This is a genomic window from Pseudophaeobacter sp. (genome assembly GCF_048267565.1).
Classification (GTDB): domain Bacteria; phylum Pseudomonadota; class Alphaproteobacteria; order Rhodobacterales; family Rhodobacteraceae; genus Pseudophaeobacter; species Pseudophaeobacter profundi.
This window is the reverse complement of the sequence record NZ_JBLWXG010000020.1, coordinates 15,008-28,915: the sequence shown is the minus strand read 5'-3', so window position 1 is coordinate 28,915 and position 13,908 is coordinate 15,008. Positions and strand designations below refer to the sequence as shown.

The following is a 13,908-nucleotide window of genomic DNA, read 5'->3' as shown; positions in this document are numbered from 1 at the left end:
CTCCCTTGTTCACAACTATCCTGTGATCTTATCGGGAGCTCGACCTCAGAACAGAGGCAGCCCAATTACGCATGCTTCGGGCCGACCAGGCTCGTACATAGCGTTTTTTGGCCAAGTGGACTGGCGTGCTATAGTGTTACAAGTGGGCCAATCGGCTATTTTTCTGGGAGGATAAGATGAAGCATTTGATAATCGCTGCTACAGCAGGACTTCTGATTACCGGGACTGCGTCCGCTGACTCTCACCGGCGCCCGGCGCCCGAAGGCGCCAGCGCGTACATAGTTTCGCCGACGGATGGATCAACGGTGTCAAATCCGGTTACTATCGTTTTTGGATTGGAGGGTATGGGCGTCGCCCCGGCCGGAACAGACGCGGACAACACTGGCCACCATCATCTTCTGATCGACGCCGACCCAAGTACGCTGGACATGGATTCCGGACTGCCCGCAACGGACCAGATCGTCCATTTCGGGGGTGGCCAGACACAGGTGACCAAAGAACTGCCTGCAGGCACGCATACGCTGCAACTGTTGCTTGGCGATTGGAGCCACGTTCCACACAACCCGCCTGTGATGAGCGAGGTTATTACAATCACGGTGAACTAAACCGGATTCGCCACAGCAGCCTACAGCTCAGAGGATGAAGCGGAGTAGTCCGCTTCATCCCGCACGCGACCAGTTCGCGTTGGGCTTTAGTTCGCATCCGCAGCAAACGGCGGCAATGCGGGCTGCGACCGCCGCATCTCGCCCCGTCGGTCAACGGCAGCAAGCGTTATGATGACGATCTCGGGTTTACCGTCGGAGACGCCGGACAGGGTGCAGGGACAGACGGCGAGTAGTCCCTGCCGTGGTGTATCCAGAGAGGGGAAGACCCCCTCTTTGGTCCCAGATGGATAAGCTGCCAGAGGGTGCAGGGGGGCTCGGCGAGTGCCCATCTGCGAGTGGGGATGAAAGGGGTGGACGAAATCCCTTTCTCGGGCTGAAAGCACCGTGTGGGTTTGGGAGAGTTGGACGTCTCCCAAAGTCGCCGCAGGCGGCTAGGGTCCAGGGGCGCGCCCCTGGCGAACGCGTAGCTCGAACGCAGAACCGAAGGGCCGGAGTGCGAGCTGCTTAGTGAGTAAATGACCCGCGCTCTGAACGGAGGCAAGTCGCTTGCGGCCCCGAACGGACATTAAACCCGTTTGCCGAATGCCGCGGTCGCAGCCTGCATTCCGGACATTCACTGCGAGTCCAGAATGCTGCCTTGCGTGAAAAACTCTGGATTAGGGTTAGATTTTGCCTCTAGCGCCATATTCTATGGCCTAGAAAGAGAGCGCGCCAATTTCAAAGAACAATCGTTTAGGAGCAGTAACAAATGGCTAAGAGGCGAGCACCGCCCCAAAAATCCCCGAAACTCCACACACTCATAATTGAGGATGTTCATTCTGCTTGGGAAAAAATGTACTGGGACGTTGACGTCTTCGGAGACGTCCAAACGGCATACCCGGAGGAACATGAACCTCTTGCGTATACAGCGCTGAATGCATGCCTATCTGCATCGATGCTGGAGAACTGGTCCTTGGTAGCTTGGAAACAGCAGTGCCGTCAGAAGGACCTAAAGAAAAAAAGTAATGACTTTTTCGATTTGTTGGCAGATTTTATCCCAAATCAAGGACTGTGCGTTGACGTCGCAAACACAACCAAACACGGCAACCATCGAGAAGAACGCTGGTCCGGAGGTCAACTTTCTCTAAGGTAGGAGGAAGCCAGCGAGTACGCCCCTTCTGGTTTCACGGTGCTTAAAGAGGACAGCAACCAGCTCAGCAATCTCTATAATGATCTACATGAAATGCCCCGACTTTGGTGGAACTTCCTCAGGGAAATTGATCTAGCCTCAGGCGAACAGCCAACTCCTGCTTGGCGGCAACGGAAGATATCGAGGATTTTCGGCGGAAATTAATGCTCAACGGCTTAAGCTCTCAGATGGGCCTTCGTTGCGACAATCGAGCGTACGGCCCTCTCCGGACATTGGAATGCCGATTAGATGCCCAGTTGCAGCTTCACGAAACCAGCCATTCATGCATTTTGCAGCATTATGGAGGCTCAATCGTCGTTCTGTGGGACGATGTCGTCGTTGGTCCCAGGAACATGATCAGTGGCATCGTCCAAGCAGCAACTGGCAGGCTTGGCAGATTGCAAAAAATCACCCGTTTCAATCACCAAGATCGTCATCATCCGGCGTGGTGTTCAAATAAATTCGTCCGACCTTCTTGACGAAGGGGGTGCTCAGAAATACGACGATGCCTGCCGCAATCAATAGCCTTTTGAGCAGGCTGACCGGCATCGGATCAACGTCATCTGCATACAGATAGATGACCACAGTAATCACGACGAGCCAGATGCATAACAATAGGAGTTTGCTCAAAATGTATTGCCTTGAATTTTCTGACACGTAAGGCCCTAAACATACCGCTCATATTCACGTAACCTCTAGCCACGAGTCGCCATACTCCGCAAGCCAAATGGACGGTGGCAGGTGTCACTCAGCCCCTTTTTGCTACATAAGCTATGACCTCGCCCCCACGAATGATGAATGTCTGCAAACTTAGCTTGGCAGGACTCTCCTCGCACCTGCTTCGAAGGTTCGAAAGCCGCCCATGAAGGTTAGGTTGATCGCGAGAAGAAAGACCCGTACCTAGCTTGGAATGTTCGACGAGTTTGTACCAGTGCGGCGGATTGCAGTTGACGGCCATGTGGCTCATGCATTGAGGTGATGTGCGGACGTTGCCCGGGGCACCTGCGGTCAGGCGAGTTCAAATTTGCGAAAAAAATCCATTTTGTTTATTAATATCAATACATTAGAATCAATTGCGGTGATTTGAGCGCTATGGCATGGGCTCACCGGATATTCGTCCATTCCTGATGGAATGGTGCGTCCCTCCCATGTCTGTCCTCTGCGAGTGCCCGATGATACCTGCGCTACTTACCCTTAGCTGACACTGACTTCTTCCTGGCCGACCAGCCTCCGGCTCAGTGAGATGTTCGACGCACTGCGAACTCAGCCTTCCCTCCAATCCGAAGACCTGCCTGCATGATCACGATCATTGCGGCTGGCGGAGCTATGACGAAAGACCCCATCCATGCCCAAAATCCGCTTCATCCTGAGCAAACAGCCCGATCCCGCGCTAGAAGAGGCCGCGATGATCAAGCGCCTCAAGGAATTCTATACCGACTTGCAGGACAAGCGGCAGATTTCCGATGGCATCCCTCAGGAAGAGCGCGCTGCCTATAATGAACTATGGCATTACCCGCAGAATGAGCTCCCGAAAGCGCTCGAGATGCGGATCCGGCGATGGGCGCAGAAGATCCATCGTCATCATTTGCAGGAAGTCGAGCCAACCCGACTTTCTAGAGAAGATCGTGCGATGCTGGAAGGATGCCGCGACGGCGCCGATATATTCGACCTGCGCTCGGCGCATCATATCGACGAAATCGCAGCGGGGCTTCATGTGGAGTTTCCCTGGATTTCGGAAGCGACAACCCATGTTTGGCGCAGCCTTCATCATAATCTGAAAGCTGGCATGCCCGGCGCCCGATTTGCGCCAATTCTTCTCGATGGCCCACCTGGAATCGGGAAAAGCGCATGGGCACGTCGTCTCGCGCAGCTTCTGGGAACGCCGGATATGATCGTGGATGCCACTAGCGAGAACGCAAGTTTCGGGCTGGTGGGAAGCCAACGCGGCTGGTCGAATGCCGGCCCCGGCCGACTTGTGAGCCTGATGCTGATGCGGCAGGTTGCAAATCCGCTCGTCATTATCGACGAAATAGAAAAATCCGGCACACCCATGTCCGACAAGGGCCGGTCTTTCAGTCTGCCGAATGCGCTTCTCCCGCTGCTCGATGACCTGACAGCAAGCCGGTGGACCTGCCCCTATTTCCAGAACCAGTTCGATATGTCGTTCATCAACTGGGTCTTTACCTCCAATAGCCAGTGGGGCCTTCCGGAACCGCTCCTGTCACGGCTCCGCGTGGTCAGTGTACCGTCTCCTACCCAGGAACAAATCAATGACCTCGTCCTGCGTGAGGCCGCGAAGCGGCAGCTTTCGCCTCTCATCACGGCGGCGATCACGACCGCGCTGGCTGGCGCATTCGAGGTCGGCCACCAAATCAACATCCGGACCGTCAAAAGGATGCTGGATTCGGGCTTGGATCAACAGGACAGGCCGATACTTCACTAACCGGCGCGGCTAAGATTTACCGTTACAAATCAGATGGTTGAATTGGTTTTTCACATTTTTGAGAATCTGGCATCGCGTTTTCAATTGGGATTTTCACTGACTTCGCGGAAAATGAGCGCATGGCCCACCCGAGCACTACCGGGTGGGGCAGGTCGGAATTTCGCCCAGGACGGGCACCAGAAGCAGAGGTACTGCCGCATCATCACATCTGTCACGCTACCGATCGCGGTTGAGCGTGGCAAGAGTGGCGTGTCCTCTTGATAAGAAACAAAAATGCACCCGGCGCAACGCTGTTCCGGGAACGGAGAAGTCATGTCTGCCGATCAGACTATTGATTGTGACAGCTGGAATTATTCGCCGGCCAAACTGCCCCGCCAGTCCAAGATCACGCTCGGGCGCATTCACGGCGTTTTGCCCTACGATGGTGTCCGCAATCCCGGTTTCCGGAGCGCGAGCTCTCATCGCGTGTGGCTGACGTATCGGACCATCGCGAATGACTTCCAGCCCAAGTCCGGCATTGCCGAAAGTGCAGCGGAAGCCGCCGTCGCCCACGAGCTGCTGCTCTCGCCTCTCCTCTATGATCTGCAATTCCAGCCGCTAAAGGTCTATCTGCGTCCTGGTGACCGCAAAGGTCCGAGCTATACGCATGACCTGCTTGCCACTTTCGTGGATGGACGGCGCTCGCTCATCTTCGTTCGCAACTCCGACAGCCTGCAAAAGCCTCGGACGTGGCGCGACATCGAAGCGATTAAGGCCGCGACTTCCCCGAGCGCCGCAGACGATGTGATGATCCTTGATGCTGGCCGCTTTTCACGTCAGCGGCGAGAGAACCTGTTCCGCCTGCATGAAGCCATTCAGTCTCCGGAACCGGAGGTCGACGACATTGTGCTCTGGACCGCGCGAAACCATCGCTCGCTCTGGCTGATGCGTGATCTTTTTCCGCTGCTCGATTTGCCGCAGAAGACCATCTTTAAATCCTGCTATCGCCTGATCGCGCGTGGCGCCCTGCGTGCGAACCTCGATCATGTGATTGCGGAATGGTCGCGCATCGAGGTTGCATCATGACAATCGCGCCCCGCTACAACTTCGAAGCCGGAACCGAAATCGCGGTCCAGGGGCGCGATCTCGTGCTCCGCAAGGTCGGTGCGCAAGGCTATGAACTGGCGGACCCGATGGGCGGCCAGACAAGTATCTTCGGGTTCTCGTCCTTCGTCGAAATGATGAAATCCGGCGCCGTGACTTTCGCCCCTTCGCAGCTGTTGCCGGAGGGGAGTGCCAAGCTCAGGCTGGGTGGGCTGAGCGTTGCGGCCCAACTCTCAGATGAGCAACAGACTTATGGCCGCTTCCACTACGCGTTATGCAGGGCGATCGGCGAGCTCCATCGGCACCGGACCATTGTCGAGGGCAATGAGGACTTCCGGATTTCCATCGGCGCCTTGAACGACCCCGGTAACAGGAAGTTCTTGCGTCCGCTCGTCGAAGCCTTTTTCGGACAGCGTGTGCATCTGGGTGCAGCCACCTTGAAGGGTGGCCAGCAAAAGGGCTGGTTTCTCTACAAGGGGCGGACGCTGAAGAAATACCACGGGATCTATCAGGGGCTTCAGGACGGCGACGATGTCATCGCAGGGTTGGCAACACTTGACCACCTGAAAGGCAACGAGACGCCACGTCTGCCCCTGCGTCTGAAAGAACTCATGACAGAGGCATGGGAAGAGATCGGCCTGGACCTCAAGAGCCCATCCGTAGCGAACGTGCATGGCCACCTTTTTGCGCTGATCAACAGGGAAAACCGTCAACGGGCGCTCAATGATCTGGCTGCTCTCCCGGTCCCCTCCCACCAATCCGTTCTCTGTCACCGCAAGAAGCTGCTCACGCCGAGCGAATACATGGTCGCGACCAAGGGCGAGCGCTATGCGCGCAACAAGCGGGGCCGCGGGCACTCGGACGTCCGGGCGCTCATGATCGGCGAATTCTGTGAGATGGACGAATGTCGGGCGTCCCTGATCACCTCGGCCAAGGCCAAAGGCTATTGGCATACGCTCTCTGAAGATATGAAGAAGGCCATGGAATGGGCGGATGAGGAGATCCGCAGCCGCCTCAGCATCCTTGTGATGATCGATGTCGCAACACGCATGCCGTTGGCTTGGGTTGTCAGTAGACAGCCAAAAGCCGAAGCCACGATGCAGCTGCTTCGGATGGCAACGCGCGACAAGACCCGCGAGAGGCGCATCTACGGTTGCGAAGGCGATCCGACGCCCGCCATGGGCCTCGGCATGGTGCGCAACGACAACGGTACCGGCCTGCGCAACGTCGAGGTCAAGTCCGCGCTCATGGGGATCGCAGCGGCGAATACTGACGTGCGTACTCACGCCTCCGCGGACAAGCCCTATGTCGAGCGCATGTTCGGCACCACCGAATCCGTCTTGTTCAAGCTGCTTCACGGCTACACGGGTCGCAAAGGTTCGCCTCGAAAGGCATGAGCAGCTCAAGAAACTCGGGGTCGAGCGGCGGCTGCCCAGGAGCTATGTCAGCGCGGGTGAAGCCCGCAAGAAGGCCAAGAGCCTGTTGCCTCATCTCGGCAGGTCACCACGCACGTGCCGATCGACACGGTCGCCCCAGGTACTCTGGCCACCGCGATCTCGGGCTCGGGGATTCTGCCTCTCGGCGGAGCAAGCCTCATCGATCACGCGCCTGCGGAGCCGACCTCTACGCCAGCAATACCAGCCAGGAAATCGAAGCCCAAGGCGGAGAAACCGCCTTCGGAAACCCCTGTCAGGCTCGGCCGCCCCGCCCAGAAGGGCGAGCTCTTGTAACTACCGCCATCTCAACGACGTCCAGCAATTCAAGGATACCCATGAGTTTCATCGACCAGAACCGCGTCAACGCATCACTTGCTTTGCAGCGTGGCCACTATACCTTCCCGCGCGCGGTAAAGCTCCGCGAAGCTTTCGAAAACTGTCTGCACGACTACTACGTCAAAGCCGCCATCGGCGGGCATTTCGAAGTGCGCGGCATGCTGGTCACCGGAGAATCCCGGGTCGGCAAGACTTCCGAGACAGTCAGGCTCATAGAGGAATTCAACGCCAGCATGACGGAAATGCCCAACGGGAAGGTTGGCAAGATTATCTACTGCAAGGTTGACGGGTCGATCAGCTGGAAAGATCTTGGCCACAAGACCCTTGAGGCACTCGGTTACCCTGCGAATCCTCGGCGCACCCAGGGTGAATTCTGGAACATGGTTCGCCATCAATGCCGCGAACAGTGCTTCATCGGCCTCTACTATGACGAATGCCAACACGCCTTTACGTCGGGCCCAAAGTCCAACGAAAAGCTCCTCGACCGTTTTAAGGCGCTGATGAAGGAACCGGAATGGCCATTGATGCTCATCCTGTCAGGCGTCCCGGTTCTGGCCAGTCATGTAAACTCTGAGGAGCAAATCGCCCATCTCCTCTCCCACATTCATTTCGATGAGATTCACCTGGGCAGGTTCGCTGATCCGACAAGGGATCCGGACCTGATCGAACTGAACAAGCTCGTCTACACCTATGCCGAACGCGCCGATATCGATGTTGAAGAGCTTGTTGACGTCGATTTTCTGCAGCGCCTCGATTTTGCCTGCGGCTCCAGGTGGGGCCTAGTCATCGAGTTGCTGATCCACGCCCTCGGCTTGTGCAGACTTCATGGCCAGAAGAGCGCCACGGTCAAAATGTTCTCCGAGGCATATGCCTAGAACTCCCGTCTGCCTCAGGGCCTGTGCCCCTTCACCGCACCCGGTTATCGCGACATGATCGACAGCGACAAACTCATGGAGATGGTGCTGGAAGACTAGCGGCTGGCCAATACTGGTATGGACGTTTCAGGGCTCGCATCGCGGGCCCTTTTTTTGGCCGCAGCCGTGCATGCTTATGTGTCAACTGTGCATGCTTATGCTTTGCGGGCAAGAGGGGTCTGTGGTAAGTGTCTGAAATACATAAGATAATTATGTGGCATGCAGTCGCCGAATCACCTGGGTGTGCAAGCTTATGGTATATTGGCAATTATTCGTGCAACTTGCCGTGCATCTGTTGCGACTGGTTGTCTAGCGGTTACATGCCTTGGGCATGCCGACAGCATGGCTTTGGATGTAATGTGATGGTTGGCGGTGCGGGTTAGTGCGCGGCGCGGTCGCTTGTGGGCAGCGGCAGCCGCATAAAGACGCTTTGCGGATCTTCCACATAGCTGTCAAAGGGCGGGCAATAGTCATAGCCCAACCCTTCATAGAGTGCGCGGGCAGCGTCATAGCCGGGGCAGAGCGGCGAGCCGGTTTCCAGTACCAGCGCCGAAAAGCCGCTGTGCTGGGCGATCTGTGCCAGGTGCTGCATCAACTGGCGCGCCAGGCCCTGGCCGCGGGCGGACTGGCTGACAAAGACGGATTTCACTTCGGCGCGGCCATCGGGTAGCGCTTTGAGCGCACCACAGCCGAGCGGGGCGCCCGCATGATATGCGGCAAAGAACTGGATGTCGGGCTGGCACAGATCCCCGATGCCAAAGGTGTGATCGCTGGCCGCCGGGGCTGTCGCGGCGCCATGGCGCTGATTGCCCAGGATCAACGGGCGCAGGTCAGGGCTGGCCGGGTCTGCAGCGCGGATCTCTATCTGGTTGGGAAGGGTTGTAAGTTTGGCCAAAGTTGTCTCCATGTGGTCAGAAAAATCACATATATTCAATTGGTTAATTTAGAACATTTTGGGCTGGGAGCAAGGATCTCGCGAAAATCGGGGCAAGATCCCGCGAAGCCTTGAAGTCAAAAAGGAAAAGCCCGCCGAAGCGGGCTTGATCTCCAGATCTGAGATGTATGTTCAGGCCGCGGTTTTCGCGTCGAGCAAAATACCGACATCGACAACGATGGATCCAATTCCAGTTCGGTCCGGATTTCGAAAAGCCGGGATCCGTCCCTCGAGAATTTCAGAGAACAGGAATTCGAACCGGTCGGCGCCACGCTGGCAGGCATAGGAAATCGGGTGAAAGTCCCCATCGCAGGAGGGGGCGATTTCAGGCAAACGGGCAATCCTGGCCAGAAGCTCATCCAGCCGCGACCGGCCGAAAACAACATGGCGGACTGAGCCGGGTCCCGATCTGGGGACCAAGGGCAGAACGAGCCCTTCGCGATAGAGGATTTCGATCTGGCGCTTCGACGCCCCAAGGTAGTCAGGGACATCGCGTAAGGGGACCGCGGCCTTGAATGCCTCGACCATCGGGATCGTGGTGGCCGCTTCGAAGACCATGTTCCCGCAGTCATGCGCCGGAACGGTTCGGTGAGTTCATGAGGTTCCGCAAGCAGGTGCTGGCAGCGTTCAGGAGCTATCAGTTGCCGGCGATCACACTGGGCAAGGCGACCTCAAAGGAGGCTGTGTGTCTTGTGTTTGAGAAGGTGAACACCGGCGGCGTCCCTCTGTCCGTTTTCGAATTGGTGACGGCGACCTTCGCTGCGGACAACTTCAATCTTCGGGACGACTGGTACGGAAGCCGTCTGCGAAGGGTTGAAGGCACACGCTCAAGCAGAAGCCGATGACCTATGCCCACCTTGAGGATTTCATCGCCTGCTACAACCCGGCGAACAGGCATGAACGCACCGCGACCTGGAGCGAGGGCACCCCTGATGGGCGTTGGCGGGCCTATACGCGTGAAGAACTGCTGTCGCGCGACAAGGCCAGTCTGGATGTGTTCTGGCTCAAGGACAGTTCCATGACCGATCTCGACAGCCTGCCGGAACCTGACATCCTGCTCGAGGAAATCCTCGAAAACCTCGGCGCAGCGATGGAGAATTTCGCGGCGGTTCGGCAGGCGGGGTGAGGCTGAAGCGGCTTTTCGGCCGCAGCCCCCCCGCGGGTTCCGCAATCCCAGAAATAGTAGGGGCGCCCAGTGGGCGCCCTATATCTTGATCAAAGCTCAGCTTCGCGGGATCCTTGCCCCTCTTTCGAGACAACTTTGCCCCGATTTACAGGGTCAATGGGTCCAGGGGACGCGCCGGTTGGTGGCGAAATTCTCGCCGTAGCCGCCGGGGCGCAGATTGGCCTTACGTGGCTTTGGGTCAACTACCTCGGCGTCAATGCCGTGATCTTTGGCATATTCCAGCGCGGCCTCTTTGGTGTCAAAGCGCAGGCGTACCTGGGTTTGGGTGTCGCTGGAGGAGGTCCAGCCCATCAGCGGGTCCACTTCGCGGGCGCTGGCCTGAGCGTAGTCCAACACCCATTTACGGGTCTTGGCCATACCAGAGGTCATGGCATTTCGGGCTGGCCGGTAAATCCGCGCTCGCATCGGGGTCTCCTCGTGACTCGTCCTTGGCTATATATGCGCCGAATGGGGATTTGCCACAAGATGACAAATCCAGCGTATTCAACCCGTTTTGCACCGCTGCAACAGATGCAGTGGCAGAATCGCGATAAATGCTCTTGAACAAGAACAAAAACAGACCAAGATCAGCACACAAAGCAGGAGAGCCGGATGCCCTATGCCCATTCAGACAAGTCGCAAGCCAAGATGCCGCAGGCCGATCCCGAGCAGGTGCAGATGGCAGAGCGTGACGCGGTGCAGCGCCCCAAGCTGGAGGGCGGCAAGGCTTTTGTCATGCACACAGATTTTTCCCCGGCGGGCGATCAGCCCACTGCCATTGCCGAGCTGAGCGAGGGGATAAGAGAGGGCGAGCGCAATCAAGTGCTGTTGGGGGCGACGGGCACCGGCAAGACCTTTACCATGGCCAAGATCATCGAAGAAACCCAGCGCCCGGCCATCATCCTGGCCCCCAACAAGACGCTGGCGGCGCAGCTTTACGGCGAATTCAAGGGCTTCTTTCCGGATAATGCCGTTGAATACTTTGTCTCGTTTTATGACTACTACCAGCCAGAGGCCTATGTCGCGCGCTCGGATACCTTTATTGAAAAGGAAAGCCAGATCAACGAGCAGATCGACCGGATGCGCCACTCGGCTACCCGCGCCCTGCTGGAACGCGACGATGTGATCATCATCGCCTCGGTCAGCTGCATCTATGGTATCGGCTCGGTCGAGACCTATTCGGCGATGACCCAGGATCTGAAGGTTGGCAATGACTACGATCAGCGCCAGGTGATGGCGGATCTGGTGGCGCAGCAGTATAAACGCAATGATCAGGCTTTTCAGCGCGGCTCTTTTCGGGTGCGCGGCGACACGCTGGAAATCTTTCCCGCCCACCTGGAAGATCGCGCCTGGAAGCTGTCCTTCTTTGGTGAAGAGCTGGAATCCATCACCGAATTCGACCCGCTGACAGGGGAACGCACCGGCAGCTTCGAACAGATCCGTGTCTATGCGAATTCGCACTATGTGACGCCAAAACCGACGCTTAATCAGGCGGTTATATCGATCAAGCAAGAGCTGCGTAAACGGCTCGATCAATTCAATGGCGAAGGCAAGCTGCTAGAGGCACAGCGGCTGGAACAGCGCTGCAATTTTGATATCGAAATGCTGGAGGCGGCCGGCCATTGCAACGGGATCGAAAACTATTCGCGCTATCTGACCGGCCGTGGCCCTGGCGAGCCACCGCCAACCCTGTTTGAATTCATCCCGGACAATGCCATCGTCTTTGCCGATGAAAGCCATGTGTCGGTGCCGCAGATCGGCGGTATGTACAAGGGTGACTTTCGGCGTAAATCCACCCTGGCGGAACATGGGTTTCGGCTGCCATCCTGCATGGACAACCGGCCGCTCAAGTTTGAGGAATGGGACGCCATGCGGCCGCAGTCGATCTTTGTCTCGGCGACGCCTTCGGCCTGGGAAATGGACCAGGCGGGCGGGGTTTTCACCGAACAGGTGATCCGCCCCACAGGGTTGCTGGAGCCAGAGATCGAAATTCGCCCGGTAAAGATGCAAGTGGATGATCTTCTTGATGAAATCCGCAAGGTCAGCGCCGATGACATGCGCACGCTGGTGACCACGCTGACCAAACGCATGGCCGAGGATCTGACGGAATACCTGCATGAACAGGGCATCCGGGTGCGCTACATGCACTCTGACATCGACACGCTGGAACGGATCGAAATCCTGCGCGATTTGCGTCTGGGCGCCTTTGACGTACTGATCGGAATCAACCTGCTGCGCGAGGGGCTGGATATTCCGGAATGCGGCCTTGTGGCCATTCTGGACGCCGACAAGGAAGGTTTCCTGCGTTCTGAAACATCGCTGGTGCAGACGATCGGCCGCGCGGCGCGAAATGCCGAAGGGCGCGTCATCATGTATGCGGACAAGATCACCGGTTCGATGGAACGGGCGCTGGATGAAACCAACCGCCGCCGTGCCAAGCAGGTCGCCTATAATGAGGAACACGGCATCACCCCGGCCACTGTGAAGAAGAACGTCGAAGATGTTCTGGCGGGGCTGTATCAGGGCGATGTCGACATGAACCGCGTCACCGCCAGTATCGACAAGCCGATGCATGGTGCCAATCTCGAAGCGCACCTGAACGGGTTGCGTGACGAGATGCGCAAGGCGGCAGAGAACCTCGAATTTGAAGAGGCGGCGCGCCTGCGAGATGAGGTCAAGCGCCTGGAGGCGGTGGATCTGGCGGTGTCTGATGACCCGCTGGCGCGGCAATATGCGGTGGAAAAGGCGTCCGAGGCGGCGGTGAAATCGCGCGGCCGATCCAGCGGCGGCAAGGCGGGCACGCGGGCCTATCGTGGCAAGTCGCAAAAAAAGTTTGGCGGATGACAAAGGCCAGGCCTGTTGCAGTGATCCTCGGTGCGGCGGTGCGCCCGGATGGCTCGCCCTCGCCAACGCTGCAGCGGCGCTGCCTGCATGCGGTCTCGCTGTATCAAAAGGCGGCGGTCACCCATGTGATCTGTAGCGGCGGCCTGGGGCGTTTCGGCCCGAGCGAAGCCTCGGTTATGCGCCAGATCTGCCAGGTTCACGGGGTGCCGGACCGCGCCATCCTGATCGAGGAAGCCTCTCGCAGTACGCTGGAAAACATGCAGAATATCCGGCCAATCCTGGCGAATCTGGGGGCACCGCCCGTACTGATCGTCACCGATTTTTATCACAGATGGCGTGCGGCCCTGACTGCGCGCCATTTTGCTATCCCGGCCCGCATGTCCTGTCCGAAAATGTCGGGCACCAAACCACATCGGATCCTGAAAGCCTGGCTGCGAGAGATCCCGGCGCTGCTGTATTATTGCTGGAAGCTACGCCCCCGGTTTGGGCCAGAGGGTGGGCCCGGCGCGGGTTAGCGGCTGACGCTGGCGCGCAGATAGTCGTGCGTGCCGTTGTCATACACAGTGATCCGCACCATAACGCCGCCACGCACAATATCGCGCGCTGCCGCAGGCGCGATAGAGCCCCGCCGGATCATGTTTTCCATCACTGCGCGGTTGGATTTGTCCGAAAATAACGGATCCCATTCATCCCCGAACTGCGAGATGCCAAAGCGGTGATAATTGGCGCGGTCCTGTCGCAGGATCTGCCAGGGTTCGCGCAGGCGCGTGCCCTTGGAATTGTGCAGGTCGTCCTGACCGATGAAGGCGACATAATCCGCCAGGACTTCATCTGCCCGCGCCACAGTAGGCCCCAGCATCAGCGCCACCAGCATGCCCAGCAGTGGCTTTGGAAATCGTGTCAATTGCGGCATGAAATCTTCCTTCTGAATTCTTCGGGAAGAGTGTTCCGCAAGATCTGGGAAAAAACAAGCGCGCCCG

13 protein-coding genes are annotated in these 13,908 nt (G+C 57.7%); 8 read left to right on the top strand and 5 right to left on the bottom strand.

Features of this window, described 5'->3' with window-relative positions:
- Nucleotides 1-176 precede the first annotated feature (176 nt).
- Nucleotides 177-605, top strand: a complete 429-nt coding sequence (locus ACN0VH_RS20545; RefSeq protein ID WP_417702443.1) for a DUF4399 domain-containing protein — start codon at nt 177-179, stop codon at nt 603-605.
- A 1,585-nt stretch (nt 606-2,190) separates the two neighbouring features.
- Here ACN0VH_RS20545 and ACN0VH_RS20540 read toward each other — a convergent pair.
- A complete protein-coding gene (locus ACN0VH_RS20540; protein WP_417702441.1) occupies nt 2,191-2,403 on the bottom strand; it encodes a hypothetical protein in 213 nt (70 codons plus the stop codon).
- 715 nt (nt 2,404-3,118) lie between these two features.
- Here ACN0VH_RS20540 and ACN0VH_RS20535 point away from each other — a divergent pair.
- The 4 genes from ACN0VH_RS20535 (at nt 3,119) to ACN0VH_RS20520 (ending at nt 7,946) form a co-directional block, all read left to right on the top strand.
- Complete coding sequence (locus tag ACN0VH_RS20535; RefSeq protein ID WP_417702439.1) at nt 3,119-4,216, top strand: AAA family ATPase; 1,098 nt, start codon at nt 3,119-3,121, stop codon at nt 4,214-4,216.
- Nucleotides 4,217-4,528: 312 nt separating this feature from the next.
- Nucleotides 4,529-5,281, top strand: a complete 753-nt coding sequence (locus ACN0VH_RS20530; RefSeq protein ID WP_417702437.1) for a hypothetical protein — start codon at nt 4,529-4,531, stop codon at nt 5,279-5,281.
- Nucleotides 5,278-6,696: a TnsB C-terminal domain-containing protein gene (locus ACN0VH_RS20525; RefSeq protein ID WP_417702435.1), complete on the top strand. Its 1,419-nt coding sequence runs from the start codon at nt 5,278-5,280 to the stop codon at nt 6,694-6,696. Before ACN0VH_RS20530 ends, ACN0VH_RS20525 begins: the two co-directional genes overlap by 4 nt.
- Before the next feature lie 374 nt (nt 6,697-7,070).
- Nucleotides 7,071-7,946, top strand: coding sequence for an AAA family ATPase (locus ACN0VH_RS20520; protein ID WP_417702433.1), 876 nt, complete (start codon nt 7,071-7,073; stop codon nt 7,944-7,946).
- Nucleotides 7,947-8,364: 418 nt separating this feature from the next.
- Here the strand turns inward: ACN0VH_RS20520 and ACN0VH_RS20515 are convergent, their stop codons facing one another.
- A complete protein-coding gene (locus ACN0VH_RS20515; protein WP_278924500.1) occupies nt 8,365-8,880 on the bottom strand; it encodes a GNAT family N-acetyltransferase in 516 nt (171 codons plus the stop codon).
- A gap of 171 nt (nt 8,881-9,051) precedes the next feature.
- Nucleotides 9,052-9,477: a hypothetical protein gene (locus ACN0VH_RS20510; protein WP_417702431.1), complete on the bottom strand. Its 426-nt coding sequence runs from the start codon at nt 9,475-9,477 to the stop codon at nt 9,052-9,054.
- Nucleotides 9,478-9,760: 283 nt separating this feature from the next.
- Between ACN0VH_RS20510 and ACN0VH_RS20505 the strand changes: the two genes are divergently transcribed.
- Entirely contained in the window at nt 9,761-10,045 is a 285-nt protein-coding gene (locus tag ACN0VH_RS20505) for a hypothetical protein (RefSeq protein ID WP_417702429.1), read from the top strand.
- A 153-nt stretch (nt 10,046-10,198) separates the two neighbouring features.
- Here the strand turns inward: ACN0VH_RS20505 and ACN0VH_RS20500 are convergent, their stop codons facing one another.
- Nucleotides 10,199-10,510: an ETC complex I subunit gene (locus ACN0VH_RS20500; protein WP_278924498.1), complete on the bottom strand. Its 312-nt coding sequence runs from the start codon at nt 10,508-10,510 to the stop codon at nt 10,199-10,201.
- A 186-nt stretch (nt 10,511-10,696) separates the two neighbouring features.
- Between ACN0VH_RS20500 and uvrB the strand changes: the two genes are divergently transcribed.
- Together uvrB and ACN0VH_RS20490 are read left to right on the top strand one after the other, a co-directional pair.
- A complete protein-coding gene (gene uvrB / locus ACN0VH_RS20495; RefSeq protein WP_278924497.1) occupies nt 10,697-12,928 on the top strand; it encodes an excinuclease ABC subunit UvrB in 2,232 nt (743 codons plus the stop codon).
- A complete protein-coding gene (locus ACN0VH_RS20490) occupies nt 12,925-13,443 on the top strand; it encodes a YdcF family protein (RefSeq protein WP_278924496.1) in 519 nt (172 codons plus the stop codon). Before uvrB ends, ACN0VH_RS20490 begins: the two co-directional genes overlap by 4 nt.
- Here the strand turns inward: ACN0VH_RS20490 and ACN0VH_RS20485 are convergent.
- On the bottom strand, nt 13,440-13,841 hold the full coding sequence (locus ACN0VH_RS20485; RefSeq protein ID WP_417702427.1) for a hypothetical protein: 402 nt from the start codon (nt 13,839-13,841) through the stop codon (nt 13,440-13,442). The genes ACN0VH_RS20490 and ACN0VH_RS20485 overlap by 4 nt on opposite strands.
- Nucleotides 13,842-13,908: the final 67 nt, after the last annotated feature.

Bases quoted from the DNA above. Each gene is read 5' to 3' on its own strand.
- ACN0VH_RS20545 (WP_417702443.1), top strand. From the start codon at position 177: ATGAAGCATTTGATAATCGCTGCTACAGCAGGACTTCTGATTACCGGG.
- ACN0VH_RS20535 (WP_417702439.1), top strand. From the start codon at position 3,119: ATGCCCAAAATCCGCTTCATCCTGAGCAAACAGCCCGATCCCGCGCTA.
- ACN0VH_RS20530 (WP_417702437.1), top strand. From the start codon at position 4,529: ATGTCTGCCGATCAGACTATTGATTGTGACAGCTGGAATTATTCGCCG.
- ACN0VH_RS20525 (WP_417702435.1), top strand. From the start codon at position 5,278: ATGACAATCGCGCCCCGCTACAACTTCGAAGCCGGAACCGAAATCGCG.
- ACN0VH_RS20520 (WP_417702433.1), top strand. From the start codon at position 7,071: ATGAGTTTCATCGACCAGAACCGCGTCAACGCATCACTTGCTTTGCAG.
- ACN0VH_RS20510 (WP_417702431.1), bottom strand. From the start codon at position 9,477: ATGGTCTTCGAAGCGGCCACCACGATCCCGATGGTCGAGGCATTCAAG.
- ACN0VH_RS20505 (WP_417702429.1), top strand. From the start codon at position 9,761: ATGACCTATGCCCACCTTGAGGATTTCATCGCCTGCTACAACCCGGCG.
- ACN0VH_RS20500 (WP_278924498.1), bottom strand. From the start codon at position 10,510: ATGCGAGCGCGGATTTACCGGCCAGCCCGAAATGCCATGACCTCTGGT.
- uvrB (WP_278924497.1), top strand. From the start codon at position 10,697: ATGCCCTATGCCCATTCAGACAAGTCGCAAGCCAAGATGCCGCAGGCC.
- ACN0VH_RS20490 (WP_278924496.1), top strand. From the start codon at position 12,925: ATGACAAAGGCCAGGCCTGTTGCAGTGATCCTCGGTGCGGCGGTGCGC.
- ACN0VH_RS20485 (WP_417702427.1), bottom strand. From the start codon at position 13,841: ATGCCGCAATTGACACGATTTCCAAAGCCACTGCTGGGCATGCTGGTG.